Here is a 26,039-nt window from a genome sequence, read left to right as displayed (position 1 = left end):
CACATGCGGGCTCCGGCGCCGCGCTCCCCCATGCACTCCCCCAGCAAGCCCCCCAGTTCCGCGGAGGCAGGCCGCCGCTCCATGGCGCCCGGCACTGCCGCCCCCGCGCGCCGGTGGCACGGATCGCAAGTTATTGATTGAAATGAACAAGTCAGACGTCTCTGCGCACACGCCCATGATGGCCCAGTACCTGGGCCTGAAAGCCGACCATCCGGACACCCTGCTGTTCTACCGGATGGGCGACTTCTACGAGCTCTTCTGGGGCGACGCCGAGAAGGCCGCGCGCCTGCTCGACATCACGCTCACCCAGCGCGGCCAGTCGGCCGGCCAGCCGGTGGTGATGTGCGGCGTGCCCTTCCACGCGGTCGACACCTACCTCGCGCGGCTCATCAAGCTGGGCGAATCGGTCGCCATCTGCGAGCAGGTGGGCGAGGTCGGCGCCAGCAAGGGCCCGGTCGAGCGCAAGGTGGTGCGCGTGGTCACGCCCGGCACGCTGACCGACGCCGAGCTGCTCAACGACAAGAGCGAATCGCTGCTGCTGGCCGTGCATGCCGGCTCGCGCAATACATGCGGGCTGGCCTGGCTCAGCGTGACCGGCGCCGAACTGCGGCTGGCCGAATGCCCGGCCGACGCGCTCGAAGCCTGGATCGCGCGCATCGCGCCCAGCGAATTGCTCTACAGCGCCGAGGTGACGCCGGCCTTCGAGCAGCGCCTGAAGGCCGCGCGCGGCGCCACGCCCTTCACGCTGTCGATCCGCCCCGCGTGGCAGTTCGACGGCGGCTTGGGCGAGCGCAAGCTCTGCGAGCAGATGGGCAGCAACAGCCTGGCCGCCTGGAACGCCGAATCGCTGACCAACGCGCACGCCGCCGCCGCCGCGCTGCTGGGCTATGCCGAGCACACGCAGGGCCGCGCGCTGTCGCACGTGCAGCGCCTGTCGGTCGAGCGCGACGGCGACCTGATCGAGCTGCCGCCCACCACGCGCCGCAACCTCGAACTGGTGCAGACGCTGCGCGGCGAAGAATCACCCACCATGTTCTCGCTGCTCGACACCTGCATGACGGGCATGGGCAGCCGGCTGCTGAAGCGCTGGCTGCTGTCGCCCCGGCGCGACCGCTCCGAGGCCCAGGAGCGGCTCGAAGCCATCGGCGCGCTGCAGGCCACGGTGCTCGGCGCCACGGCCGCGCCCTGGCGCACGCTGCGCGAGCAGCTCAAGAACACCAGCGACGTGGAGCGCATCGCCGCGCGCATCGCGCTGCGGCAGGTGCGCCCGCGCGAGCTGCTGGCGCTGCGCCTGGGGCTGGCCAAGGCGGAGCAACTGGCGCCGCTGCTGCCCGGCGGCGCCGCGCTGCTGGCCCGGATCACCGAGCGCCTGGCGCCGCCGCCGGGCTGCGCCGACCTGTTGGCGAGCGCCATCAAGCCCGACCCGTCGGCGCTGGTGCGCGACGGCGGCGTCATCGCCACCGGACATGACGCCGAACTCGACGAGCTGCGCGCCATCAGCGAGAACTGCGACGACTTCTTGCTGAAGCTCGAAGTCAGCGAACGCGAGCGCACCGGCATCAGCAACCTGCGGGTGCAGTTCAACCGGGTGCACGGCTTCTACATCGAGGTGACGCAAAGCGCGCTCTCGAAGGTGCCCGACAACTACCGCCGCCGCCAGACGCTGAAGAACGCCGAGCGCTTCATCACGCCGGAGCTGAAAGCCTTCGAGGACAAGGCCCTGAGCGCGCAAGACCGCGCACTGGCCCGCGAGAAGTGGCTCTACGAACAGCTGCTCGACGCGCTGCAGCCCTCGGTGCCCGCGCTTACGCAGCTGGCCGGCGGCATCGCCACGCTCGACGCGCTGTGCGCGCTGGCCGAGCGCTCGCACACGCTGCACTGGCGCGCGCCGAGCTTCGTGTCGCACCCGTGCATCGAGATTTCGCAGGGCCGCCATCCGGTGGTGGAGGCCCGGCTGGCCGAAAAGTCTTCGGGCGGCTTCATCGCCAACGACACGCAGCTCGGGCCGCAGCAGCGCATGCAGGTCATCACCGGCCCCAACATGGGCGGCAAGTCGACCTACATGCGGCAGGTGGCGATCATCGTGCTGCTGGCTTCCATCGGCTCGCACGTGCCGGCGGCCGCCTGCCGGCTGGGGCCGATCGATGCCATCCACACCCGCATCGGCGCGGCGGACGACCTGGCCAATGCGCAGTCGACCTTCATGCTCGAGATGACCGAGGCCGCGCAAATCCTGCACAGCGCCACGGCCCAGTCGCTGGTGCTGATGGACGAGATCGGCCGCGGCACCAGCACCTTCGACGGGCTGGCGCTGGCCGCGGGCATCGCGGCCCATCTGCACGACCGCAGCAAGGCCTTCACCCTCTTCGCCACCCACTATTTCGAGCTGACCGAGTTTCCGGCCACGCACCACGGCGCGGTGAACATGCACGTGAGCGCCACCGAGGCAGGCCGCGACATCGTGTTCCTGCACGAAATGCAGCCCGGCCCGGCCAGCAAGAGCTACGGCATCCAGGTGGCGCGGCTCGCGGGCATGCCCGCGGCGGTGGTCAACCATGCCCGGCAGGCGCTGGAAGCGCTGGAGTCGCAGCATGCGCAGACCCGCGCCCAGGTCGACCTGTTCGCGCCGCCCCCGGTGGCCGAGACGCCGCTGGTCAGCGCCGTAGAATCCGCGCTGGCTGCGCTCGACCCTGACGCCATGAGTCCGCGCGAAGCCCTCGATGCCCTGTATGCCCTTCAAAAATTGAACAAACGTGAACTCGGTGCCGCGTGATCGGGCACCGTTCATGCAAGATGAACTCATGACTTACTGCGTAGGCATCAAACTCAACGCCGGCCTGGTGTTCCTGTCCGACTCGCGCACCAACGCGGGCGTGGACCACATCAGCACCTTCCGCAAGATGATCGTCTACGAGCAGCCGGGCGACCGCGTCATGGTGCTGCTGTCGTCGGGCAACCTGAGCATCTCGCAGTCGGTGCGCGAAATCCTGCAGATCGAAGAACTGCGCGAGACCCGCGAAGACGGCTCGCCCGGCGACCCCATCACCATCTGGAACGCCAAGAGCATGTTCGACGCCGCCCGGGTGCTGGGCTCGGCGGTGCGCCATGTGTACGACCGCGACGCCGAGGCGCTCAAGCACGCGGGGCTGGACTTCAACGTCTCCTTCATCTTCGGCGGGCAGGTCAAGGGCGAGGGCATGCGCCTGTTCCTGGTGTATGCGGCCGGCAACTTCATCGAAGCCACCACCGAGACGCCCTACTTCCAGATCGGCGAATCGAAATACGGCAAGCCCGTGCTCGACCGCGTGCTCACCCCCGAGACCCCGCTGGACGAAGCCGCCAAGTGCGCGCTGGTGTCGATGGACTCGACCATGAAGTCGAACCTGTCGGTCGGCCTGCCGCTCGACCTGGTGGTGTACGAGGCCAACAAGCTCGAGACCGACCGCGTGATCTGCATCGACGCCGACAACCCCTACTACCGCATGATGCACAACAGCTGGGGCCAGAAGCTGCGCGAGGTGTTCGACAGCATCGAAGACCCGGTGTGGGACGACGGCCACACCGAGCATCCGCTGAAGATGCCGGCCACGCGCCACAGCCCGCTGCGCAAGATCTCGACCCCCGACGAAAAGCTCATCTGAACGAGGCCATGGCCATGCCGCCCGTCGTGTTCTCGCACGGCAACAGCTTTCCCGCCAGCACCTACCGCGTCGTCCTCGACAGCCTGCGCAATCGCGGCTTCGAGGTGGACGCCATCGAGAAATTCGGGCACGACCCGAAGTACCCCGTGACCGACAACTGGCCGCACCTGGTACAGCAGCTGGCCGACTTCGCCAAGGCCCGCGCCGACCGCGCGGGCGGCCCGGTGTTTCTCATCGGCCATTCGCTTGGCGGCTTCCTGAGCCTGATGTGCGCGGCGCGGCATCCCGAGCTGGCGCGCGGCGTGGTGCTGATCGATTCGCCCATCCTCGGCGGCTGGCGCGCGAACACGCTCAACATGGTCAAGCGCACGCCGCTCATGAAGAGCATTTCGCCCGGCGCGGTCAGCCGCAAGCGCCGCAACAGCTGGGAGCACCGCGAGGCGGTGTTCGAGCACTTCCGCAGCAAGAAGGCCTTTGCGAAGTGGGACGAGCAGGTGCTGCACGACTACATCGACCACGGCACCTTCGACAGCGACGACACCCGCGCCCTGAGCTTCGACCGCGACGTCGAGACCGCCATCTACAACACGCTGCCCCACACCCTGGGCGCACTGCTGCGCGCGCACCCGCTCAAGTGCAAGGCCGCCTTCATCGGCGGTCGCCAGTCGGCCGAGATGAAGCGCGTGGGCATGGCGATGACCCAGCAGGTCACCAAGGGCCGCATCACCATGCTGGACGGCTCCCACCTGTTCCCCATGGAAAAGCCGCTGGCCACAGCCGCGGCCGTGGAAGCCGCGCTGCGCAACCTGCTGTGACCCGCGTCGTCAGCCCTTGGTGACGTGCACCCCGGGCCGCTGGCCCGCATTCCACTTGCCGCCGAGCGCCCGCTCGATCTGCGCGGCCAGCTGAAGCAGCAGCCCGTCGTTCGCCTGCGCGGCCTGCGCCTGGATGCCCAGCGGCAGGCCGTTTTCCTGCGAGGCCATCGGCAGCGAAATGCCCGGCATGCCGCAGAGATTGGCAAGCGGCGTGTACGCGAAGTTCTTCCACAGGTTGGCGAACCAGTCGTAGACCGACGGGTTGGTGCTCGTCGTCAGGTACTCGCTGGTGCCGACCTTGGGCGTGGGCAGCGCTGTCACGGGCGTCAGGATGATGTCCCACTGCTGGAAGAAGTTGCCGAAGGCGCGCGAGGTGGTGTTGAACACCGCCTGCATCTTCGATCGCTCGGTGTACGAGGTGTGCAGGCCCGCTTCCCAGATCTTGATGTTGATCGGCTCCAGCAGTTCCGCCGGCGGGCGCTCCAGCCCCAGGCGGTGCAGGTGGCCGTCGATGACCTGCGCGAAGTTGCTGATGTAGCAGGTGGTCTGGGCCGCGAAGGCGGTCTGGAAGTCGACCTCGGGCAGCGCCCATTCGACATGGTGGCCCAGCCCTTCGAGGAACTTGCCCACGCGCTCCAGCTCGGCCACGAAATGCGGCGTGGCGCGGAAGTCGCCCCACTCGTGCGACAGCGCGATGCGCAGGCGGCCCGGGTCTTTCTTGATGAGTTCGCTGTACGGCTCGGCCGGCGACCAGAAGGGCATGAACTCGCCCGGTGCGCCGCCGCGCGCGTTGTCCACGAAGGCGGCGGTGTCGCGCACGGTGCGGCTGTGGCAGCCCTGGATCGACACGAGGCCCGACAGGTCCGACAGCCCCGGTGCCAGCGAGAACACGCCGCGCGACACCTTCAGGCCGATGTTGCCGTTCACGCCCGCCGGAATGCGGATGGAGCCGCCGCCGTCGGTGGCGTGCGACAGCGGCAGCACGCCCGCCGCGACCACCGCCGCGGTGCCGGCGGACGATCCGCAGGTGGTGTATTCGAGGTCCCACGGATTGCGGGTGACGCTGATGGAGTTTTCTGCCGAGCTGCACACGCCGAACTCGGGCGTGGTGCTGCGGCCGACGATGTTGAGGCCGGACTTGCGCAGTTGCTGGGTGAGGAAGCTGTCGGCCGCGGGGCGGTGGCCCTGCATCATCATGGAGCCGAATTCCTGCAGCCGGCCCTTGAGGGTGGGGCCCAGGTCTTTCATGAGGTACGGCAGTCCCGCGAACACGCCTTCGGGGTTCATGCCGTCCTTGAGCGGATCGGCCACCACGTCGTCGAACACTTCGACGACGGCATCCAGTTGCGGGTTGAACTTCGCGATGCCGGCGGCGGCCTGCGCGGCAAGTTCCGCTGCGGTCACCTCGCCTTTGCGTACCCGTTCGGCCAGGCCGATGCCGTCATGCGAGGCCCATTCTTCCCAGCTCATTGCCAAAGTCATTTCTTCGTTCTCCGTTTGTGTTCAAGATGAGGTTGTTGGTTAAGGGCGCGTGCGCAGGCCACCGGGTACTCCCCTCCGCGAATGTCCTCCGGCCTGCGGCCTCCCCCTTTATTTCGCTGCGGGGAGCACCCGGCGCCCTGCGCACAGGGCACGCTGCTGGTGTGTGGCTGATCAACGACCGCTCTGTCCAACGATCACGCCGATGGGGTGCCTTGCGCAGCGAAATAAAGGAGGAGGCCGCAGGCCGGGGGACATTCGCGGAGCAAGGTACCCCGTCGGCGTGATCGCTCCCCGAACAACGATGCGAAACATCGACAGCAAGGTACATCAAGCCCACCCGAACCCCAGTCGCAGAAGCATCAGCGTACCCGTGCCGACAAGGATCGTCCCGGTCACGTCGTTTCGCCGAACGAGGTAGTAGGTCAATGCGGCGGCCACTGCAAAGAGCCGCGCATCGTGCCAGTCGGCCAGCATGCGGCCGTTGCTCAGGAACACGTCGGGCACCACCATCGCTAGCAGCGCCGCCACCGGCGCATGGCGCAGCCCGCGCCACAGCCAGCCCGGCAACTTCGGCTCGCTGTCGGGCAGCAGGAAGAAACTGCGCGTGAGCACCGTCACCCCCACCAGCGCGCCCACGGCCAGCCACACGTACACATCGTGCCCCAGGTGCATCAGCGCGTACCCCACCGGCGGTCGGCCAAGGTGCCGGCCGCGAAAGCCGTGGCAATAGCCGCCACCACATTCAGGCCCATCGGCCATGAGGCCGTGGCCAGCGCCACCATGCCGGCCGCCAGCGCGGAGCAGCGCACCGCGCGGTCGGTGAGCATCGGCAGCGCGAGGGCCAGCAGCGCTAGCACGCCGATGAAGCGCAGGCCCCATGCGGCGGGAATGGCGTCGGCCAGGAAGATGCCTGCGAGCGACGCCACATGCCACGCCGCCCAGTTGGTCAGCGCAAGGCCGAGGAAGTAGCCCTGCTGGCGCGTCGTCGTGCGCCCCGAAGGCGGCGGCTGCGGGTGGCGCTGCACGAACTGGGCATACACCGGGTCGCCCGCAAGGTACGACAGCAGCACGCGCTGCATCCTGCGGTGGCCGCCGAAATAGCGGCGCCAGTTCACGCTGAACACCACGAAGCGCAGGTTGAGCACGCACGCGGTCGCCACGATCACCCACAGCGGCGCCCCGGCCGCGATGAGCGGCAGGCAGGCCAGCTGCGACGCGCTCGCGAACACCAGCAAAGACATGGCCAGGATCACGCCCAGCCCGACGCCGCTCTTGGCCATGGCCACGCCCGCCACCAGCCCCATGGCCATGGTGCCGAGCGCTGCACCCGCGATGTCGCGCCGCCCTTCGGCGAAGGCACCGCGCCAGACGGGATCGGCCATCGATGCGCGCCAGGCGCTCCAACGGCTCACCGTGCGCTCGCGAGTTCCGCACGCGGCGCGGCCGCCAGCAGCCGCCGCGTGTAGTCGTTGGCCGGCGCGCCGAACACCTGCCCCGTGGGGCCCTGCTCCACGATGCGGCCCTGGCTCATCACGATCACGCGGTCGCACAGTTGCGCCGCCACGCGCAGGTCGTGCGTGATGAACAGAATGCCCAGCCCCAGGTCGCGCTGGATCTCGCGCAGCAAATCAAGGATCTGCGCCTGCACCGACACGTCGAGCGCCGACACGGCCTCGTCGGCCACCAGCACCTGCGGCTGGCAGGCAATGGCGCGCGCAATGGCCAGGCGCTGGCGCTGGCCGCCGGAGAACTGGTGCGGATAGCGGTCGAGCGCGGTGCGCGGCAGCTGGATGCGGTCCATCAGCTCCTCGGCGGTCTGGCGCGCATGCAGCTTGCTCAGCCCGAAGTTCATGGCGCCCTCCACCATCGACGAGCCCACCGTGCGGCGCGGGTTGAGCGAGCGGTTCGGGTCCTGGAACACCACCTGCACCCGCGAGCGCAGCGGCCGCAGCCGGCCCTCGGGCAGGTCGCGCACTTCGGCGTCGCCCCAGAGGATGCTGCCCGCGCTGGGCGAAATCAGCCGGATCATGCAGCGCGCGAAAGTCGACTTGCCCGAGCCCGATTCGCCCACCACGCCGACCGTCTCGCCGCGATGCACGGCCACGCTGGCGTCCTGCAGCGCGGTGTTGTGCTTCGCGCGGCCGAGCCAGTCGCGCCGCGTGTAGATCTTGCCGACGCCTTGCCCCGCCAGCAGCGGCTTGCCGCCTGGGAGTTCGCGCGCGGGCGGCGGGGTCATGCCGGGCACCGCGTCCAGCAGCATGCGGGTGTAGGCCTCGCGCGGGTTGCGCAGCACCTGTTCGCACGGGCCCTGCTCCACCAGCGCGCCGCGGTGCATGACCATCACGTCGTCGGCGATCTCGGCGACCACGCCCATGTCGTGCGTGATGAAGAGCACGGCGCTGCCCTGCTCGGCCTGCAGCTCGGCGATGAGCTTGAGGATCTCGGCCTGCGTGGTCACGTCCAGCGCGGTGGTCGGCTCGTCGCAGATCAGCAGGCGCGGCTTCAGGATGATGGCCATCGCGATCACGATGCGCTGGCGCTGCCCGCCCGAGAGCTGGTGCGGATAGCTGCCGTGGATGCGCGCCGGGTCGGGCAGCCGCACGCGCTCGAAGATCGAGAGGATGTGCGCCTTGCGCTCAGCCGCGCCCCACGCGGTGTGCGTGCGCAGCAGCTCGTCGACCTGCTCGCCGCAGGTGAGCACCGGGTTCAGCGCGGTCATCGGCTCCTGGAACACCATGCCCATGCCGGTGCCGCGCAACTGGCGCAGCCGCTTGTCGGAGGTGAAGCGGCCGTTGTCGACCAGCTTCTCGCCCGAAAGAATCACGTCGCCGCCCGCGAGCACCAGGCCCTTGGCCAGCAGCCCCATCACGGTGGTGGCCAGCACCGACTTGCCCGAGCCGGACTCGCCCACGATGCACAGCGTGCGCCCCGCCTCGATGCGCAGGTCGAGATGCTCGATGGCATGCGGCCGGTCGGCATCGGAGGGCAGCGCGACCCGCAGGCCGCGCACTTCGAGAATGGCGGCGCTTCGATTGGAATCAGTCATTGGATCGGCGCCTCACACGCGCTTGGAAAACTTGGGATCGAGCACGTCGCGCAGGCCGTCGCCCAGCATGTTGATGGCCAGCACCGTGGGCACCAGGAACAGCGCGGGAAACAGCACGTTGCCGGGGCTCTGCGAAAACTGCACGCGGCCCTCGGCCATGATGTTTCCCCAGGTCGGTACGTCCGACGGCAGGCCCAGGCCGAGGAAGCTCAGGATCGCTTCGGTCAGCACGGCCGAAGCCGCGATGAAGGTGCCCTGCACGATCAGCGGCGCCAGCGCGTTCGGCAGGATGTCGCGCCACAGGATGGTCGCGTCGGCCGTGGCCAGCGCACGCGCGGCCTCCACGAAGGGCTCGTCGCGCAGGCTCATCACCAGCGCCCGCACCAGCCGGGTCACGCGCGGCACCTCGGGCACCGCAATGGCCAGGATCACGGTCGGCAGGCTGGCGCCCAGCACCGCCACCAGCGTGATGGCGAGCAGCACGGCGGGGATGGCCATCACGCCGTCCATCACGCGCATCAGCACCGCATCGACGGCGCGGAAGTAGCCGGCCAGCATGCCCAGCAGGCAGCCGAAGGCAATCGCGACGAAGGCGGTGAACAGGCCCACCGTCATCGAGATGCGGGTGCCGTAGAGCACGCGGCTCCACACGTCGCGGCCCACGCTGTCGCTGCCCATCCAGAAGGTGTGGGCGAACTGCGCGCCGTCGGGCATGGTCACCTGCCCCGCGGTGCCCGCGCCTACCGAAATGAAGCTCGGGTCCATGGCGGAAGGATCGAAGGTACCTAGCCAGGGCGCGAACACGCCCAGCAGCGCCAGCACGGCCAGCACGACGACGCCGCCGCGCACGGCGGTGTTGCGCCAGAGTCTTTTCAGGGTGCTCATGTCAGTCACTCACTCAATCAATAGCGGATGCGCGGATCGATGAAGAGATAGCTCAGGTCCACCAGCAGGTTGACGGCCACGTACACCACCGCGAAGAACAGCACCACGCCCTGCAGCACGGGAAAGTCGCGGTTGAGCACCGCGTCGACCGTGAGCTGGCCCAGGCCCGGAATCGCGAACACCGTTTCGGTGACCACCACGCCGCCCAGCAGCAGCGCCGCGCTCACGCCGATCACCGTGACCACCGGCACCGCCGCATTGCGCAGCGCGTGGTGCTTGAGCACTTCCAGCTCGGTGATGCCCTTGGCGCGCGCGGTGCGGATGTAGTCTTCGGTCAGCGCTTCGCTCACCGCCGCCCGCGTGACGCGCGACAGCAGCGCCACGTAGGTGATGGCCAGCGTGAGGCACGGCAGCACCAGCTGGTTCAGCCACGGCCCCACGCCGTCGGCGATGCGCCGGTAGCCCTGCACCGGAAACCACTGCAGCTTCATCGCCAGCAGGTAGATCAGCACATAGCCGACCACGAACACCGGCACCGAGAAGCCGGCCACCGAGAACGCCATGACCGCCTTGTCGAGCCAGCCGCCCATGCGCCATGCGGCCAGCGTGCCCAGCGGCAGCGCGATGGCCACCGCCAGCAGCAGCGTGCCGCCGGCCAGCGAGAGCGTGGGCTCCATGCGCTGGCCGATGAGCTCGGTCACCGGCTTGTTCAGGAAGAACGAGAAGCCCAGGTCGCCGTGCAGCACGCCGTTGCACCAGATCGCGAACTGCTCCCACAGCGGGCGGGTCAGGCCCAGTTGAACGCGGATGCGGTCCAGGTCTTCGTTGGTGGCGCTGTTGCCGCCGATCACGGCCGCCGGGTCGCCGGGGGTGAGGCGCACGATCATGAAGATCGCGAGCGCCACCACCAGCAGCACCGGCAGCGTGGCGAGCAGGCGCTTGCCGAGGAACGTGAGCATGGGCTTATTGCTTCTTGATGTTCCAGTACACCTGCGCGCCGGCCGGCACCAGGCCGCTCACGTTCTTGCGCACCGCGGCGGGCTGGTTGTACTGGCCGACAGGCACGTGCGTGGCGGTCTCGAAGGCGCGCAGCTGCGCGGCCTGCGCCAGCTTCTTCTTGTCGGCGTCGGTCTTGGCCTGGGCGAACTGCACCTTGATCTCTTCGAGCTTGGGGTCGTTCTGCCAGCCGAACCAGCCCTTGTCGCCGCTGGCGTTCATCATGGCCATGGTGATCGGGTTGAGGATGTCCGAGGCGGTCCACGAGGTCATGAACGCGCTCCAGCCGCCGGCCGAGGGGGCATCCTTCTTGGCGCGGCGCGCCACCAGGGTGGACCAGTCCATCGACTGCATGTCGACCTTGAAGCCGGCCTGCTCCAGCTGCTGCTTGGCCACCAGCGGCAGCTTGCCGATGGTCGGGTTGTCGGTCGGGCGCATCAGCACCACGGGCTCGCCCTTGTAGCCGGCCTCCTCGAGCAGGGCCTTGGCCTTCTGCGGGTTGGCCACGCCGGTGTAGTCGCCGGTCTGCTCCGATTCGAACAGCGTGCCGCACGGGAACATGCTCTTGCAGTAGCGCGTGAGGCCCGGCGTGCCCACCTGCGTGCGCAGGAAGGCTTCCTGCCCCAGCGCCAGCAACGCGGCGCGGCGCACCTTCTCGTTGTTGAACGGCGGCTGCAGGAAGTTGAAGCGCAGGATGAACTGGTTGCCCGCGGGCTGCGCGTCGATCAGCTTGATGTCGGGGTTGGTGCGCAGCGTGGCGTATTGCTCGAAGGCGGGCTGCTCGAGGATGTCGGCCTCGCCGTTGAGCAGCGCATTCATCTGCGTCTGCGCGTCGCGGATGATGAGCCACTCCACGCGGTCCACGTACACGTTCTTGCCGCCGGCCGTGCCCGAGGGCGCCTCGGCGCGCGGCTTGTAGCGCATGTTCTTGGTGAACACCACGCGCTCGCCGGGGCGGAACTCGTCGGCCTTGAAGACGTAGGGCCCGGAGCCGATCGACTCCTTGATCTGCGTGTCGCCCGAGGTGTCGGCAATGCGCTTGGGCATGATGAACGGCACGTTCGACGAGGGCTTGCCCAGCGCTTCGAGCACCAGGCCGAAGGGCTCCTTCAGCACGATGGAGAAGGTCTTGGCATCGGGCGTCTCGTAGCGCTCCGTCACCTTGGCGAGCTGCGCGCCGAAGGTGTCGCGGCTCGCCCAGCGCTTGATGGAAGCGACCGCGTCCTCGCTGGTGACGGGCTTGCCGTCGTGGAACTCCAGCCCGTCGCGCAGCGTGAAGGTCCAGGTCTTGTTGTCGGGCGACACCTTCCACTTGTCGACCATCTGCGGCTTGATGTGGCCTTCGAGGTCGGTGGCGAACAGCGTGTCGTACACCATGTAGCCGAAGTTGCGCGTCACGTAGGCCGTGGTCCAGATCGGGTCGAGCACGGTGATGTTGCTGCTCGGAATGATCTTGAGCGTGGTGGTCTGCGCCACGGCGGGAACGACGGCCGCGCCGGCCAGGAGCACGGCTGCGCCCCATCGGGCAAGGCGGCGCGACAACACGGCGCGCGAAGGCGAAAAGAGCTGCGGTTGCATGTGATTTCCTGAAGACGGCAAGGGCTCCATTGAGTCCTCTGACAGGACAAATGCATATATACAGTTTGAATCGTCTGTAGTAGAACAGTCGCTCGCCTGCCCCGTGTTTGTCCCCTTGTTGGGGTTTTTCGTGCACACGAAGCGTGCACGCCTTGCCGTGATCACTGTCAATCCTTCGCTGCCCGCGCCCCTGGTTCGCCAGCTCTACGACGCCCTGCTGGCGCAGATCGCCTCCAGCGCCATGAAGCCCGGCGACAAGCTGCCTTCGGTGCGTGCGCTCGCCACCGACTGCGGCGTGAGCACCATGACCGTCACCAACGCCTACCAGCGGCTGGTGGCCGAGGGCCATGTCGAGGCGCGGCGCGCCAGCGGCTACTACGTGGCCGAGGCCGAGCGTTCGGCCACGCGGCGCAAGCCTTTCCTGGGGCGCACCTCGGTCGACTCGCTGTGGCTGCTGAAGCACGTGTACGAAGACGACCGCACCCTGCTGAACGCGGGCTGCGGCTGGATCCCGCCCGAGATGCTGCATATGGACGGTGTGCGCCGCGCGCTGGCCGCGCTGTCGCGCAAGCCGGGCACCGGCATCGCGAGCTACGGCACGCCATATGGCTACCTGCCGCTGCGCCAGCAGATACAGACGCTGCTCGCGCAGCAGGGCATCGAGACCGCGCCGCACCAGATCGTGCTGACGCACGGCGCCTCGCAGGCGCTGAACCTGGTGGCGCGCTGCCTGCTGCAGCCGCGCGACGTGGTGCTGGTCGACGAGCCCGGCTCCACCAACCTGTACGCGATGCTGCGCTCGCTGGACCTGAAGCTGGTGGGCGTGGAGCGCACCGTGAACGGCCCCGACCTCGCGGCGCTGCAGGCGCTGGCGCAGCGCCACGGCGCCAAGGCCTTCTTCACGTCCGGCAACCTGCACAACCCCACGGGCAGCCAGTGCACGCCGGCCGTGGCGTACCAGATGCTGCGGCTGGCGGAGCAGCTCGACTTCCACATCGTCGACAACGACGTGATGGCCGGCCTGGAGCCGCCGGGCGCGGCCACCCCGCTCGCGAGCCTCGACCGCCTGCGCCGCGTGATCCATGTCGGCAGCTTCTCCAAGACGGTGTCGCCGGCGCTGCGCGTGGGCTTCGTCGCCTGCAGCGAGGAGTTCGCCGAGAAGATGATCCTGCAGAAGATGGTCAACAGCCTCACCACCTCGGAGCTCACCGAGCGGCTGCTGCACGGCGTGCTGGTCGAAGGCCGCTACCGGGCCCACGTGGCAAAGCTGGCCGAACAGCTCCAGGCGGCGCAGCGCACCGTGTGCGACCGGCTGGAAGCGGCCGGCATGCAGCTGTTCACGCGGCCGGCGGGCGGGCCGTTTCTGTGGGCACGCTTCGAGCGCGACGATGTCGACATGCGCGCGCTGGCGCAACGCGCCATTGCCGAGAGCTTCCTGCTGGCGCCTGGCGACCTCTTTCGCACCGATCTGCGGCCCACGCCGTGGCTGCGCTTCAACGTGGGCTACGCCGACGACCCGAAGCTGTACCGCTTCCTGGCGCAAGAAGCGAAAAGGCTGCGCTCCAAGGCCAAGGCGGACCCGGCCTGAGGCAGACGCGGCAAACCCGGAAAAGGGGTTGCCCTGCCTAGAATCGCGCGGGTCATGAAGAAGCCCGAATCCGAATTTCCCTCCACGCCCGCGCTGGCCGACGCACTGATCGTCGATCCCTTCTATCTCGCGATCTCCGTCGATTTCGAGCACGACATGGCTGCCCGCAAGGCGGTGCTGGCCTCCTACTTCGGCTACTCGCTGGGCGAGGCTGAGCGAACCGGGCGCTGCCTGGCGACGGAAGACGGCCGGCTCGGCGCGGCCGCCTGGCTGCTGCCGCGCGCGGAGTCGGTGGACGCGGCCGAATCGGCGGCGAAGAACGAATTCCTCCTGGCAACGCTGGGCCCGCGAGGCCACCACAACTACCACCGCATCGTCGAATTCATGGCCGCGCGTGCGCCGGCCGTGGTGCCGGAAGGTGCCTGGTACCTGTCGATCCTGGGCGTCTCTCCCGCCGCGCAGGGGCGCGGACTGGGCGCCCGGCTGCTGGCGCCGACGCTGGCCGAGGCCGACGCGGCGGGCGTGCCCTGCTTCCTGGAAACCTTCACGCCGCGCAGCGTGGCGTTCTACGAGCGGCTGGGCTTTCGCACGGCGGCGCGGCACCTGGAGCCGGTCACGAGCTCGCCGTACGCGATCATGTGCCGCCTGCCCGGGACATACTTGGCGCCCAGCACGGAAAATGGCTGACCCGTTCCAACCCTCGCGCCGCGCCGGCCGAAGAGCCCTCGAATGTCCCGAGCCCCTGTCGAAGACGCAGAACCTGTCTCGCTGAGCCCCGCCCTCATCGTCGAGGACGACCCGGCCATGCAGGAGCGCCTGCGCCACGTGCTGTCCACGCTCGGCTGCAACGGCAACCGCATTGCGGCTGCCGACAGCGTCGCGGGGGCGCGGCAACTGCTCGGCGAACATGAGTACGGCGTGGTGCTGGTGGACATCGGCCTGCCCGACGGCAGCGGCGTGGAACTGATCGGCTGGCTGCGGGCGCACCACCCGGGCGTGCCGGCGGTGGTGATCTCGGCCTGGCGCACCGAGGAAATCATTTTTGCGGCACTGCGCGCGGGCGCCATCGGCTACCTGCTGAAGGAGCGCGACGACGTCGAGCTGGGCATTGCGCTGCGCAGCATCCAGCAAGGCGGCGCGCCCATCGACCCGAGCATCGCGCGCCACATCCTCGGCTGGCTCGCGACGCAGCAGCCACCGGCCGACGCACAGGCCAGCGCCCCCGGCGAAGCGGCGCCGGCCGCGCTGACGCGCCGCGAGCACAAGATCCTCGAGCTCGTGTCGCAGGGCCTGAGCAACCGCGACATGGCAGAGTCGCTGTCGATCTCCAGACTGACCGTGGAATGCCACACCAAGAACATCTACCGCAAGCTGGCCGTCAACTCGCGCACCGAAGCCGTCTTCCAGGCGCGGCGGCATGGCTTGCTGCGCTGACGGGCGCGCTGCTCCTCTTCCTTCTTGCAGCCCCCGCGGCCTTTGCCCAGGCCGGCGCGGAGGCCCCCGCGCTGCGCGTGGAGGCCGTGCGCGGCAACGGCTGGAACGACACAGCCCCGCCCGCCGAGGGCTGGACGCCCGTCACCCTGCCCGACAGCTGGGCCGCGCGCTGGCCGGGCTTCGACGGCGTGGTCTGGTACAGGCTGACCTGGGACCAGCCCGCGCAGGTGCACGAAGCCGGCCTGCTGCTGCACTACCTGAACATGGCCGGCGAGGTGTCGCTCAACGGCACGCCGATCTCGCGCGACGACAGCCTGGTCGAGCCGCTCACGCGCGCCTGGAACACGCCGCGCTACTGGCTGCTGGCGCCGCCGCTGCTCAAGCCCGGCACCAACACGCTGCTGGTGCGGGTGTCGGGCCTGTTCGCCTACCAGGCCGGGCTGGGGCCTGTGAGCCTGGGCACGCCGGCCGCAATGCAGGCGGATTTCGAGCGCGAGCGCCTGATACGCCGCGACCTGCAGGTGCTGGGCCTGGCGGTGAGCGCGGCGGCCTCGGCCTTCTTCGCCGCGCTGTGGCTGCTGCGCCGGCGCGAGACGGCCTACGGCTGGTTCGCGCTGATGTCGGTGCTGTGGCTGCTGTTCGGCTACAACCAGATCGCGACCAGCCCCTGGCCCTTTGCCAGCAACCATGGCTGGCAGGCGCTGAACGTTTCCCTGCTGCTGGTGTTCGGCGTGTCTTACGTGGTCTTCGCGCTGCGCTTCTGCGGGCGGCGCATGCCGCGCCTGGAGGGCGCGGCGCTGCTGCTGGCGATGGCCGGCGTGCTCGACCTGTGGCTGGCGCCCGGTGCCGACCTGATCGCGCACCGCGCCGTCTGGACCCTGGTGGGCGGGCTCACGGTCATGGCCGTGAACGGCACCGCCATCGTGCATGCCCTGCGCCACCGCGACAGCCCGATGCGCCCGCTCGCCCCGTTCATGGCGGTGTCGGCGCTCACCGATGCGCACGACCTGCTGGTGTTCACGCAGATCATCGACAGCAACACCTACTACACGACGATGTCCTCGTACATCCTGCTGCTGGGCATGGCGCTGACGCTGGCCGCGCAGTTCGTGAAGAGCCTCGAGCGCATCGAGAACTTCAACACCGAACTCATCGAGGAAGTGAACGCCGCCAAGGCCGAGCTGGCCGCCACGCTGGCGCAGCAGCATGCGCTGGAGCTGACGCATGCGCGCATCGGCGAGCGTGTGAACCTGGTGAGCGACCTGCACGACGGCCTCGGCGGCATGCTGGTGGGCAGCATCGCGAAGCTGGAGCGCACGCCCGGGGACCTCGGCGCGCCCGAGCTGCTCGCCATGCTCAAGCATCTGCGCGACGACCTGCGGCTGATCATCGACGCCACCGGCCGCGACGACGGCGCCCGCGCGCTGGGCGAGCTGCTGGCGCCGATGCGCTACCGCAGCACGCAGCTGCTGGAGGCCAACGGCATCGACTGCCGCTGGAGCGTGTCGAACATCGAGACGCTCGAGCTGCCCGCGTCACAGAGCCTCGACCTGATGCGCTTCCTGCAGGAGGCGCTGACCAACGTGCTCAAGCACAGCGGCAGCCGGCGCGTGGACGTGAGCGTGGCGCGCGCCGGTGCGGAGCTTCGGCTCAGCGTGCGAGACGACGGCCGGGGCTTTGCCGTGGAGAACATAGAAAGAGTCGCCGGTGCTGGCCTGCGCAGCCTGCATGCCCGCGCGCGGCGGCTCGGGGCGCAGCTGCAGCTGCAGTCACGGCCCGGCGAAACGCAGGTGCTGCTGCGCATGCCGCTGGCCGCGCAGGCCTGAACGGAACTGCCTCAGTCGGCCCAGACCACCGTGCCGGTCCACGCCGTGGCGAGCACGACGATGCCGAACACGATGCGATACCAGGCGAACGGAACGAAGTTGTGGGTGCTGATGTAGCGCAGCAGCCAGCGCACGCACAGCCACGCACTCACGAACGAGAACACCAGCCCCACGGCGAACAGCGGAATGTCGGCCACCGACAGCAGCGCGCGCTCCTTGTAGAGGCTGTACACGCCCGCGCCGATGAGCGTCGGGATGGCCAGGAAGAAAGAGAAGTCGGTAGCCGCCTGCCGCGACAGCCCCAGCAGCATGCCGCCGATGATGGTCGAGCCGCTGCGGCTGGTGCCGGGGATCATCGCGAAGCACTGCACCAGTCCGACCTTGAGCGCATCCCAGGGCGTCATGTCGTCCACATGCTCGATGCGCACCGAGCCCGGCGGCCGCTTTTCGGCCCAGAGAATGATGAAGCCGCCGATGATGAAGGTGCTTGCCACCACGGTCGGGATGAACAGGTGCGCCTTGATGACCTTGCCGAACAGCAGGCCCAGCACTACTGCCGGCAGGAAGCCGATGAAGATGTTCAGCGCCAGCCGCTGCGCCCGCGGCTGCCGGGGCAGCGCGACCACGGTCGACCTGATCTTTTCCCAGTAGACCAGCACCACCGCGAAGATCGCGCCGGTCTGGATGGCGATGTCGAAGACCTTGGCCTTGTCGTCGTCGAAGCCGAGCAGCGAGCCGGCAAGAATGAGGTGGCCGGTCGACGAGATCGGCAGGAATTCGGTCAGCCCCTCCACGATGCCCATGATGGCGGCCTTGACCAGCAAAACGATGTCCACGCGTACTCCTTGAAAGAGCCGCAATTATCACGATGGCGCCGGCGTCCGGCGTTCAGGTGCAGGTCAGCATACCTAGTTCAGGTGATATGCCGCGGCGCCGCGTTGACCCATAGTGGAAACCGCCCGGACGGGTTGATCCGGGGGAGTTTCACCGATGCCCACCTCCACCCTCGCGGACCGCCTCGAAGAGCATGTCTCGACTGCCGAAGACCATGGCGAGGACCGCCGCAAGAACGCGCGGGACATCGAGGAGGAGCAGTGCGCATCGATGCGGCGGGTGGTCCGGGCCACCGGTGCCTCGGCCGGCGAGTTGCGCCAGCTGATGCAACGGCTGCGCGAGATCGACCGCGCCGGCCACGGCACCGGCATCGTGGCGCAGGGGCACATTGCCGCCGACCGCATGGAATCGGTCATGCAGGAGCTGGACCTGGGTGACGGCATCGCCGCCGGACAGCGCACCGACGCGGCCCAGAGCATCGACTTCTGGCTGCTCGAGCCGCTGGACCCGGCGCACGACAAGAAGTGGTACGCCCGCTGGAAGTTCTGGAGCTTCATCCTCGGCGCCGCCGCGCCGGAGGTCTCGCTCACCCTTCAGGGGCTGGCCCTGCGCCCGACCGAGCCCGGCGACGCGCATGCCGACCTGGTGGCCAAGGCGCGCAAGGTGCTCGAGAGCTGGCGCCGCACCTCCGAGGCGCTGTTCTGGGGCGCCTTCGAGTGCTATGTGCGGCAGCAGTCGTTCTCGCTGGAGACGCAGGCCTACCTGCTGCGCTGCATTGCCGCCGTCTTCGCGGGCGACCCGATGAAGCTGTCGAACGCGCAGAGCGAGGAGCTCACACGCATCCTCGCCGACACGTACTGCGACGCGCTCGGCACGTCGGCGACCATGCCTTCGGCGGACATATACCGGCGCCTGTCGCAGGGCCTGGAGGGCACCGACCGCGAGAGCCTGGTCACGCGCCGGCTGGGCCGCGGCGATGCGGCGCAGATCGCGATGACGGCGCTGTTCTCGGTCATCGAAAGCACGCGCGCCTCACGCTGATGAGCGCCGGCGCAGCGCGCGCACCGCGCTGTCGACGGTAGTCAGCACCGGCAGGCCGCTGGCCGCTTCGCAGGCGGCGCGCGCCCGCGCCATGCTGAACTGCGCCACCGCCTCGATGCAGGGCCCGCGTTGACGGAGGCGCTGGTCGAACTGCTGGCCAGCCGCGCGGGCAAGCCGGGTATCCGGCGCATCGACCAGACCGAAGCACAGTTGTTCGAATCGGGGGCGTACCTGGTGCCGCCGGCGGTGCGCGGAGGCTGAAGCCCCGCGCCGACCGGGTCAGGCCAGCGCGCGCACCCGGCCGCTCTGCTTGCCGAGGTGGCGCACCAGCAGGTCGCGGTTGGCGGTGATGTGCTCGCGCATGAGCGCCTCGGCGTCGACGGCTTCACCGCGGCTGAGCGACTCGACGATCTGGCGGTGTTCTTCCAGCGCCCGCTCGGCTTGCGCGCGGTGGTAGAGCGGCAACGACGCGTCGCGGTTGTGCGGGCGCAGATTGCTGTCGAAGATGATCGGCAGCTGGTAGGCGCGGCCTACCGCCTCGCTCAGCCAGCGGTTCTCGGCCAGCATGAGCAGCTTGCGGTGGAAGTCGAGGTTCAGGTCGTGCCAGCGCGTGGCGCGTTCGTCGCTCCAGCCGTCGGAGCGCATCACCTCGTGCTGCTCTGCGAGCATGGCCACCAGTTGTTCCAGCGCGGAGCCGTCCAGCCCGCGCTCGCCGACGATGCGGCAGCCCATGCCTTCGAGGTTGGCGCGCACGCTGAAGGCGTCGAACACGTCCTTGGCGTTGAAGCGGCGCACCTGGAAACCCTTGTTCGGCAGATAGACCAGCAACCCCTCGTCGGCCAGCCGCGCCATCGCGCCGCGCACAGGCGTGCGCGACACGCCCAGCTCGTTGGCGAGGGTGATCTCCATCAGGTGGGAACCGGGTGCGATCGCACCGTCGAAGATGCGATTGCGCAGCGTATCGGCCACGGACAACGCGCGTGTCCGGGAGGTATCTGGGGGGGTCATCGGAAATCGGAAACGGTGCGCCCGGGATCGGGCCGCGCGGATGGTACGGCCCGGTATCAAAGCTTCATATCCCCGATTTCCGTAAAAATCAGTTTTCGGACTTTTTCGATGAACAGGCAAAAATTTATAACATTTACTAACACATTTAAGAATAATCACTGTAGTCGTACTTGGGAAGTACTAAACAGCACCTTTTAGGTGCATTTTTTTATATTTCTGCCCGGCGAAGCCCGCAAAACGGAACCGCGTTCTGAAATGAAGGTCAAAAACTGGCGCGATGCCTTGTCGCGACAGGAGTAACAGCCATGAAACAAGTCAAGCATTGGCAGGATCCAGTCAACGCCGTCGCCGGCGCGTGGCTCATCGTCTCGCCCTGGGTCCTGGGCTTTTCGGACATGCAGTCCGCGATGTGGACGATGGTGGCGACCGGCATCCTGCTGGGCGCCGTGGCGCTGGGCGCGACCTTCGTGCCGCGACAGTGGGAAGAATGGACCGAGGTCGCGCTGGCGGCCTGGCTCGCGGTGTCGCCCTGGCTGGTCGGGTTCCGCGGCTCGGAAACGGCCTTGATCAACGCAGTGCTCGTGGCCGCGGTGATCCTGGTTCTGGCGCTGTGGGTGCTGGTGACCGACAAGGACTATCTCGGCCATGCGATGGACCGTCCGGCGCACTGACCGGCGACGCGTCATCGGAACGTGACCCGGCGCCTCCCCCGACGGGGGCCGGGTGATCAGGCGATCACGGCCTGGCGGCTGAGGCCGGTGAGGCGGCAGGCTGCCCTGGCTGCGCCTCGCCTTCCATCCAGCCCGCATGCCAGCCGCCGCCGAGCGCCTGGATCAGCGAGACGGCAGCAAGCTGCCTGTTGAGCTGCACCTGCACCAGAGTGCGCCGCGCGTTCAGTGCAGCCACCTGGGCAGTCACCACGTCGGTGTAGGCCACCAGGGCCGAGCGGTACTGGTTGAGCAGGATCTGCTCGGTCTTGTCCGCGGCCGCGGAGGCCTCGCGGTACATGCCTTCCTGCTGCGCCAGCGTGGCGCCCGCGGTGAGCTGGTCTTCCACGCCCTGGAACGCGGCGAGCACGGTCTGGCGATAGCGCGCCACGCTGGCGTCGTAGCTGGCCTTGGCCGCGTCCACGTTGGCCGAGATGGCACCTGCGTCGAACAGCACCTGCGCCGCCGAGAGGCCGAGCGACCAGAGCGAATTCGACGCATTGAACAGGTCGCCGACCCGGCTGGCGCTGCCGCCGACTGCCGCGCTGAGGTTGAAGCTCGGGAAATAGGCCGAACGCGCGATGCCGATCTGCGAATTGGCCGAGGCCACCGAGCGCTCGGCGGACGCGATGTCGGGCCGGCGCTGCAGCAGGGTCGAAGGCACGCCGGTCGGAATGCCGGGCACGGTCTGCTTCCACGCCGCGGGCGGCAGGCTGAAATCGGCCGGCACCGCGCCCACCAGCATCGCGATGGCGTGCTCGTAGGTGGCCCGGTTGCGCACCAGCGACAGGCGCGTGGCGCGGGCCGTGGCCAGCTGGCTCTGCGCCTGCAGCACGTCGGACTGCGCGGCGATGGCGGCGTTGTAGCGGTTGCTGGTGATGGTGTAGGCGCGCTCGTAGCCTTCGATGGTCTGGTCGAGCAGCCCGATCTCCACGTCGGCCTCGCGCAGCGAGAGGTAGTTGGTGGCCAGGTTGCCGATGGCCGACAGGCGCGCCGATGCCAGGTCGGCCTCGCTGGCCTGCGCATTGGCCGACGCGCTGTTCACCGACTCGCGCAGCCGGCCCCAGACGTCGGGTGCCCAGGTCGCGTCGAGCGTCGCGGAGAAAGCGTTGGAAGGACTGGTGCTGCCCGTGTCCGAGCGCCTGCCGGATCCGTTGAGCGACACCTGCGGGAACAGCCCCGCTCGCTGCCCGCGCACCAGCGCCTGCGCATTGGCGTAGTTGGCGACCGCCGCGGCGATGTTCTGGTTCGACACCTGCACCCGCGAGGCCAGCTCGTCGAGCGTCGGGTCGCCGAACAGCTTCCACCACTCGCCGCGGTCCAGCGCGTCGGCCGGCGCGGCGGGCAGCCAGCCTTCGGCGGCCTTCTGCTCCTTCCAGTCGTTGGGCAATGCGGTCACGGGCTGGTGGTAGAGCGGGCCGACCGAGCAGCCCGCGAGCAGCGCGGCCAGCGCGAGCGCCGAAAGCGAAAGGCGGCCCGGCGCGCGGAAAGGAGAAGAAGGAAGCAGTGCTTTCATGGCGATGGTCTCAGGCGGTCGTGGCACGGCTCAGTTCGTGTTCGTGGGCGCTGCGGCGGCGCAGCTTGTCCAGCAGCAGGTAGACCACCGGCGTGGTCAGCAGGGTCAGCATCTGGCTGGCGATCAGCCCGCCGATGATGGCCACGCCCAGCGGCCGGCGCAGCTCGGCGCCTTCGCCGAAGCCGATGGCCAGCGGCAGCGCGCCCAGCGCGGCGGCCATGGTGGTCATGAGGATGGGGCGGAAGCGCAGCAGGCAGGCCTCGCGCACCGCCTCCAGCGGGCTGAGGCCGCGCGAGCGCTCGGCCTCCAGCGCAAAGTCGATGATCAGGATGGCGTTCTTCTTGACGATGCCGATCAGCAGGAACACGCCGATCAGCGCAATGATCGAGAACTCCATGCGGAACATCAGCAGCGCCAGCACCGCGCCTACGCCGGCCGAAGGCAGCGTCGACAGCACGGTGATCGGGTGCACCAGGCTCTCGTACAGGATGCCCAGCACGATGTAGATGACGACCAGCGCCGCCAGGATCAGCATGGCCTGCTGGCTCTGCGACTGCTGCGCGCTCGCCGCCGTGCCCGCGAACGCGCCGCGCACGTTGGTCGGCATGGCGATGTTGGCCTCGGCCTTGGCGATGGCTTCGCGGGCGTCGCCCAGGTTGGCGCCTTCCACCAGGTTGAACGAGATGGTGGTCGCCAGTTCGCCGTCCTGGTGGCTGACCGAAGTGGCCACGGAGCTTTCATAGAACTTCGCCACCGCGGACAGCGGCACCAGGGACGTGGCCGTGTTGCTCAGCACGTTGCCCGACGAGGCATTGCGCAGCGCCGGATTGGCCGACACCGGCACCGAGGTGCTGGACGCGCTCGAACCGGAAGCCGCGGCCGTGCCCGTGCCCGTCTTGCTGCCCGACTGCGCCGAATTGGAAGTCGTGGTCGGCGCCGCGACCTGCGTGGTCACCGCCTGCCCCGCCACCACCGTGGTCCTGGTGGCCGGCACATACACGTCGCTCAGCGCATTGGGGCTGAGCGTGTAGCGCGGCGCCCATTCCATGATCACGTGGTACTGGTTGAGCTCGGTGTAGATGGTCGCCACCTGCCGCTGGCCGAAGGCGTTGTACAGCGCGTTGTCCACGGCGGTGGAGGTCACGCCGAGCCGGTTCGCGGTGTTCTTGTCGACCTGCGCCATGGTCTCGACGCCGTTCTCGGTCTGGTCGGTGTCGATGTCGGTCAGCACCGGCTGCAGCTTCATTTCGTCGGCCAGCTTGGAGGCCCAGGTGCGCAGGTCGGCCAGGCTGTCGCTCTTGAGCGTGTACTGGTAGGTCGAGTTGCTGGAGCGCCCGCCCGAGCGCACGTCCTGCACGGTGCCCAGGAACACGCGCAGGCCGGCCACCGCATTGAGCTTGGGCCGCAGCCGCGCGATCACGGCCAGCCCGCTGTCCTTGCGCTGGCTGGCCGGCTTCAGGTTGACGAACATGAAGCCGCCGCCCGCCCGGCTGCCGCCGGTGAAGCCGACCACGGTGTCGACCGCCTCGTCGGCGCGGATGATGTCGACCACCTCGCGCAGCTTGGCGGCCATGGCCTTGGACGAAATGCTCTGGTCGGCGCGCAGGCCGCCGTTGAGCTGGCCGCTGTCCTGCTGCGGGAAGAAGCCCTTGGGCGTGGCGCTGAACAGGTACACGTTGAGCCCGACCACCGCCACCAGGATCAGCATGACCAGCCCCTTGCTGTCCAGCGCCCAGTCGAGGCTGTGCTCGTAGCGCTTGAGCACCCAGTCGTAGCTGCGCGCGGCCATGCGACCCAGGCGGCCCTGCGGCTTGTCCTTGTCGTGCTCGCCGCCGGGCTTGAGCATCCAGGCGCACATCATGGGCGTGGTGGTCAGCGAGATGACGAGCGAGATCATCACCGCCGCCGACAGCGTGACCGCGAACTCTCGGAACAGACGCCCCACCTGCCCGCCCATGAACAGCAGCGGAATGAACACCGCCACCAGCGACACGCTGATCGACAGCACGGTGAAGCCGACTTCCTTGGCGCCCAGCAAGGCCGCCTTCATGCGCGTCATGCCCGACTCGATGTGCCGGCTGGTGTTCTCCAGCACCACGATGGCGTCGTCCACCACGAAGCCCGTGGCCACCGTCAGCGCCATCAGGCTCAGGTTGTTGAGGCTGAAGCCCAGCAGGTACATCACCCCGAAGGTGCCCAGCAGCGCCGCCACCGTGGCCACCGCCGGCACGATGGTCGCGCGCACGCTGCGCAGGAACAGGCTCACCACCAGCACCACAAGGATGACGGAGATGACCAGCGTGAGCTCGACTTCGCGCAGCGAGCCGCGGATGGAGTTGGTGCTGTCCGAGGCCACCTGCAGCGTGACGTCGGGCGGCAGCTGCGCCTGCAGCTCGGGCAGCAGCGCGCGCACGCTGTCGACCGTCTCGATGATGTTGGCCGAGGGCTGCCGCGTGATCAGCACGATGATCGCGGGCTCGCCGTTGAACAGGCCCAGCGTGCGCGTGTCTTCCACGCCGTCGAGCACCTCGGCCACGTCCTGCAGCCGCACCGCCGCGCCGTTGCGCCATGCGATGACCATGGGCGCGTAGTCGCTCGCGCGCAGGGCCGGTGTCTGGGTGTAGATCTGCAGCTTGCGGCCCTCGCCCTGCACCATGCCCTTGGGCCGGTTGGCGTTGGAGGCCTGGATGGCGGCGCGCACGTCCTCGGTGCTGATGCCGTAGCGGTTGAGCGCGAACGGCAGCAGCTCGATGCGCACAGCGGGCAGCGAGCCGCCGCCGATTTCGACGTCGCCCACGCCCTCCACCTGCGACAGCCGCTGGCTCACGATGTTGGAGACCGCGTCGTAGATCTGGCCCGGCGTCTTGGTCTTGGAGGTGAGCGCCAGGATGATCACCGGCGACGAGGCCGGGTTCGCCTTGCGGTAGGTCGGGTTGCTGCGCAGCGTGGCGGGCAGGTCGACCCGGCTGGCGCTGATGGCGGCCTGCACTTCGCGCGCGGCGCCGTTGATGTCGCGGCTCAGGTCGAACTGCAGCGTGACGCGCGAGGTACCGACCGAGCTGGTCGAGGTCATCTCGTTGACGCCCGCGATGGTGCCCAGGTGCCGCTCCAGCGGCGTGGCCACGCTGGTGGCCATGGTCTCGGGGCTCGCGCCCGGAATGGACGCGTTGACGGAAATGACCGGGTAGTCGACCTGCGGCAGCGGCGACACCGGCAGCACGAAGAAGGCGGCAATGCCGGCCAGCGCCACGCCGATGGTGAGGAGTACCGTGCCGATGGGGCGGCGCACGAAGGGCAGCGAGAGGTTCATCGCTGCGCTCCTTGCGTTGGGCTGAGGCCGGAAACGCTCCGCTCCTCGGCGCAGCCAGAAGGGCGTTGAAAACCGGACGCGCCATTCCTGCGCTCGGCGCGGAAGCGCAGCCGCGCAGCGGCTGTGCCACATGGGGCCGAGCGAAGCAAAGGCCCGAGTGGGTTCCCCTCCCCTCTGGCTGCGCCGAGGAGCGCAGCGTTTCGCGGACAAGGGCTCGCAGCTGTTTGAGCGAAGCGAGTTCTGCGAGACCCCGCGAAACACGAGCACCGCAGGTTGCCCCGTAGCGCAGCGCAGGGGTCGCAGACAGCGGGGTCGCCTTTTCTTTGCTTACT

The 26,039-nt window shown here is 68.7% G+C and carries 21 protein-coding genes and 1 pseudogene; 10 read left to right on the top strand and 12 right to left on the bottom strand.

Features of this window, described 5'->3' with window-relative positions; translation table 11 throughout:
* Positions 1 to 142 precede the first annotated feature (142 nt).
* From mutS to WIX39_RS13540, 3 genes are read left to right on the top strand one after another with little or no spacing between them, the layout of a single operon-like run.
* On the top strand, positions 143 to 2,773 hold the full coding sequence (gene mutS / locus WIX39_RS13550; protein WP_409195208.1) for a DNA mismatch repair protein MutS: 2,631 nt from the start codon (positions 143 to 145) through the stop codon (positions 2,771 to 2,773).
* A gap of 28 nt (positions 2,774 to 2,801) precedes the next feature.
* Complete coding sequence (locus WIX39_RS13545; protein WP_081266505.1) at positions 2,802 to 3,641, top strand: proteasome-type protease; 840 nt, start codon at positions 2,802 to 2,804, stop codon at positions 3,639 to 3,641.
* An 8-nt stretch (positions 3,642 to 3,649) separates the two neighbouring features.
* Positions 3,650 to 4,456 (top strand): alpha/beta fold hydrolase, encoded by an 807-nt coding sequence (locus tag WIX39_RS13540; RefSeq protein WP_172839786.1) that lies wholly within the window; start codon positions 3,650 to 3,652, stop codon positions 4,454 to 4,456.
* A 9-nt stretch (positions 4,457 to 4,465) separates the two neighbouring features.
* Here WIX39_RS13540 and WIX39_RS13535 read toward each other — a convergent pair whose 3' ends face one another.
* From WIX39_RS13535 to WIX39_RS13505, 7 genes are all read right to left on the bottom strand, one after another.
* Positions 4,466 to 5,938 carry an amidase gene (locus tag WIX39_RS13535; RefSeq protein WP_409195207.1) on the bottom strand — a complete coding sequence of 491 codons (1,473 nt, stop codon included), beginning with the start codon at positions 5,936 to 5,938 and terminating at the stop codon, positions 4,466 to 4,468.
* Between the two features lie 327 nt (positions 5,939 to 6,265).
* Positions 6,266 to 6,625, bottom strand: coding sequence for an AzlD domain-containing protein (locus tag WIX39_RS13530; RefSeq protein WP_285415190.1), 360 nt, complete (start codon positions 6,623 to 6,625; stop codon positions 6,266 to 6,268).
* Positions 6,610 to 7,350, bottom strand: a complete 741-nt coding sequence (locus WIX39_RS13525) for an AzlC family ABC transporter permease (protein WP_409195206.1) — start codon at positions 7,348 to 7,350, stop codon at positions 6,610 to 6,612. The genes WIX39_RS13530 and WIX39_RS13525 overlap by 16 nt, the downstream gene beginning before the upstream one ends.
* A complete protein-coding gene (locus WIX39_RS13520) occupies positions 7,347 to 8,984 on the bottom strand; it encodes a dipeptide ABC transporter ATP-binding protein (protein WP_409195205.1) in 1,638 nt (545 codons plus the stop codon). The genes WIX39_RS13525 and WIX39_RS13520 overlap by 4 nt, the downstream gene beginning before the upstream one ends.
* 12 nt (positions 8,985 to 8,996) lie before the next feature.
* On the bottom strand, positions 8,997 to 9,869 hold the full coding sequence (locus tag WIX39_RS13515) for an ABC transporter permease (RefSeq protein ID WP_081266502.1): 873 nt from the start codon (positions 9,867 to 9,869) through the stop codon (positions 8,997 to 8,999).
* 17 nt (positions 9,870 to 9,886) lie between these two features.
* Positions 9,887 to 10,828, bottom strand: coding sequence for an ABC transporter permease (locus WIX39_RS13510; protein WP_081266501.1), 942 nt, complete (start codon positions 10,826 to 10,828; stop codon positions 9,887 to 9,889).
* 4 nt (positions 10,829 to 10,832) lie between these two features.
* Positions 10,833 to 12,443, bottom strand: coding sequence for an ABC transporter substrate-binding protein (locus WIX39_RS13505; protein WP_081266500.1), 1,611 nt, complete (start codon positions 12,441 to 12,443; stop codon positions 10,833 to 10,835).
* A 157-nt stretch (positions 12,444 to 12,600) separates the two neighbouring features.
* On the opposite strand from WIX39_RS13505, the gene WIX39_RS13500 reads away from it, so the two are divergent.
* From WIX39_RS13500 to WIX39_RS13485, 4 genes are read left to right on the top strand one after another with little or no spacing between them, the layout of a single operon-like run.
* Positions 12,601 to 14,031, top strand: a complete 1,431-nt coding sequence (locus tag WIX39_RS13500; protein WP_106935047.1) for a PLP-dependent aminotransferase family protein — start codon at positions 12,601 to 12,603, stop codon at positions 14,029 to 14,031.
* A 54-nt stretch (positions 14,032 to 14,085) separates the two neighbouring features.
* Positions 14,086 to 14,718: a GNAT family N-acetyltransferase gene (locus tag WIX39_RS13495; RefSeq protein ID WP_106935048.1), complete on the top strand. Its 633-nt coding sequence runs from the start codon at positions 14,086 to 14,088 to the stop codon at positions 14,716 to 14,718.
* Between the two features lie 42 nt (positions 14,719 to 14,760).
* The gene (locus tag WIX39_RS13490) at positions 14,761 to 15,465 is read left to right on the top strand and encodes a response regulator transcription factor (RefSeq protein WP_106935049.1); all 705 of its coding nucleotides are present in this window, start codon (positions 14,761 to 14,763) and stop codon (positions 15,463 to 15,465) included.
* Positions 15,375 to 17,291: a sensor histidine kinase gene (locus WIX39_RS13485; protein WP_409195204.1), complete on the top strand. Its 1,917-nt coding sequence runs from the start codon at positions 15,375 to 15,377 to the stop codon at positions 17,289 to 17,291. The genes WIX39_RS13490 and WIX39_RS13485 overlap by 91 nt, the downstream gene beginning before the upstream one ends.
* Positions 17,292 to 17,302: 11 nt before the next feature.
* Here WIX39_RS13485 and WIX39_RS13480 read toward each other — a convergent pair whose 3' ends face one another.
* The gene (locus tag WIX39_RS13480) at positions 17,303 to 18,127 is read right to left on the bottom strand and encodes an undecaprenyl-diphosphate phosphatase (protein WP_081266496.1); all 825 of its coding nucleotides are present in this window, start codon (positions 18,125 to 18,127) and stop codon (positions 17,303 to 17,305) included.
* Positions 18,128 to 18,281: 154 nt separating this feature from the next.
* On the opposite strand from WIX39_RS13480, the gene WIX39_RS13475 reads away from it, so the two are divergent.
* Positions 18,282 to 19,166: a hypothetical protein gene (locus WIX39_RS13475; RefSeq protein WP_409195203.1), complete on the top strand. Its 885-nt coding sequence runs from the start codon at positions 18,282 to 18,284 to the stop codon at positions 19,164 to 19,166.
* Here WIX39_RS13475 and WIX39_RS13470 read toward each other — a convergent pair.
* Positions 19,158 to 19,277 (bottom strand): annotated as a pseudogene (locus tag WIX39_RS13470) (arylsulfatase); the annotation flags it as partial. The gene WIX39_RS13475 and the pseudogene WIX39_RS13470 overlap by 9 nt on opposite strands.
* Positions 19,278 to 19,295: 18 nt before the next feature.
* Here WIX39_RS13470 and WIX39_RS13465 point away from each other — a divergent pair.
* Positions 19,296 to 19,427: a hypothetical protein gene (locus WIX39_RS13465; RefSeq protein ID WP_409195202.1), complete on the top strand. Its 132-nt coding sequence runs from the start codon at positions 19,296 to 19,298 to the stop codon at positions 19,425 to 19,427.
* Between the two features lie 18 nt (positions 19,428 to 19,445).
* Here WIX39_RS13465 and WIX39_RS13460 read toward each other — a convergent pair whose 3' ends face one another.
* Positions 19,446 to 20,135: a GntR family transcriptional regulator gene (locus WIX39_RS13460; protein WP_409196342.1), complete on the bottom strand. Its 690-nt coding sequence runs from the start codon at positions 20,133 to 20,135 to the stop codon at positions 19,446 to 19,448.
* Between the two features lie 344 nt (positions 20,136 to 20,479).
* Between WIX39_RS13460 and WIX39_RS13455 the strand changes: the two genes are divergently transcribed.
* Positions 20,480 to 20,845, top strand: coding sequence for an SPW repeat protein (locus tag WIX39_RS13455; protein WP_409195201.1), 366 nt, complete (start codon positions 20,480 to 20,482; stop codon positions 20,843 to 20,845).
* Positions 20,846 to 20,909: 64 nt separating this feature from the next.
* On the opposite strand, the gene WIX39_RS13450 is transcribed toward WIX39_RS13455, so the two are convergent.
* Both WIX39_RS13450 and WIX39_RS13445 read right to left on the bottom strand, forming a co-directional pair.
* Entirely contained in the window at positions 20,910 to 22,397 is a 1,488-nt protein-coding gene (locus tag WIX39_RS13450; protein WP_409195200.1) for an efflux transporter outer membrane subunit, read from the bottom strand.
* Positions 22,398 to 22,407: 10 nt separating this feature from the next.
* Positions 22,408 to 25,707 carry an efflux RND transporter permease subunit gene (locus WIX39_RS13445; RefSeq protein WP_409195199.1) on the bottom strand — a complete coding sequence of 1,100 codons (3,300 nt, stop codon included), beginning with the start codon at positions 25,705 to 25,707 and terminating at the stop codon, positions 22,408 to 22,410.
* Between the last annotated feature and the right edge of the window lie 332 nt (positions 25,708 to 26,039).

The sequence above is a fragment of the Variovorax sp. AB1(2024) genome, assembly GCF_037482385.2.
GTDB lineage: Bacteria > Pseudomonadota > Gammaproteobacteria > Burkholderiales > Burkholderiaceae_C > Variovorax.
This window is presented reverse-complemented; position numbering and strand designations above follow the sequence as displayed.

Bases quoted from the DNA above. Each gene is read 5' to 3' on its own strand.
- mutS (WP_409195208.1), top strand. From the start codon at position 143: ATGAACAAGTCAGACGTCTCTGCGCACACGCCCATGATGGCCCAGTAC.
- WIX39_RS13545 (WP_081266505.1), top strand. From the start codon at position 2,802: ATGACTTACTGCGTAGGCATCAAACTCAACGCCGGCCTGGTGTTCCTG.
- WIX39_RS13540 (WP_172839786.1), top strand. From the start codon at position 3,650: ATGGCCATGCCGCCCGTCGTGTTCTCGCACGGCAACAGCTTTCCCGCC.
- WIX39_RS13535 (WP_409195207.1), bottom strand. From the start codon at position 5,938: ATGACTTTGGCAATGAGCTGGGAAGAATGGGCCTCGCATGACGGCATC.
- WIX39_RS13520 (WP_409195205.1), bottom strand. From the start codon at position 8,984: ATGACTGATTCCAATCGAAGCGCCGCCATTCTCGAAGTGCGCGGCCTG.
- WIX39_RS13515 (WP_081266502.1), bottom strand. From the start codon at position 9,869: ATGAGCACCCTGAAAAGACTCTGGCGCAACACCGCCGTGCGCGGCGGC.
- WIX39_RS13510 (WP_081266501.1), bottom strand. From the start codon at position 10,828: ATGCTCACGTTCCTCGGCAAGCGCCTGCTCGCCACGCTGCCGGTGCTG.
- WIX39_RS13505 (WP_081266500.1), bottom strand. From the start codon at position 12,443: ATGCAACCGCAGCTCTTTTCGCCTTCGCGCGCCGTGTTGTCGCGCCGC.
- WIX39_RS13495 (WP_106935048.1), top strand. From the start codon at position 14,086: ATGAAGAAGCCCGAATCCGAATTTCCCTCCACGCCCGCGCTGGCCGAC.
- WIX39_RS13490 (WP_106935049.1), top strand. From the start codon at position 14,761: ATGTCCCGAGCCCCTGTCGAAGACGCAGAACCTGTCTCGCTGAGCCCC.
- WIX39_RS13485 (WP_409195204.1), top strand. From the start codon at position 15,375: ATGCCACACCAAGAACATCTACCGCAAGCTGGCCGTCAACTCGCGCAC.
- WIX39_RS13475 (WP_409195203.1), top strand. From the start codon at position 18,282: ATGCCCACCTCCACCCTCGCGGACCGCCTCGAAGAGCATGTCTCGACT.
- WIX39_RS13455 (WP_409195201.1), top strand. From the start codon at position 20,480: ATGAAACAAGTCAAGCATTGGCAGGATCCAGTCAACGCCGTCGCCGGC.
- WIX39_RS13450 (WP_409195200.1), bottom strand. From the start codon at position 22,397: ATGAAAGCACTGCTTCCTTCTTCTCCTTTCCGCGCGCCGGGCCGCCTT.
- WIX39_RS13445 (WP_409195199.1), bottom strand. From the start codon at position 25,707: ATGAACCTCTCGCTGCCCTTCGTGCGCCGCCCCATCGGCACGGTACTC.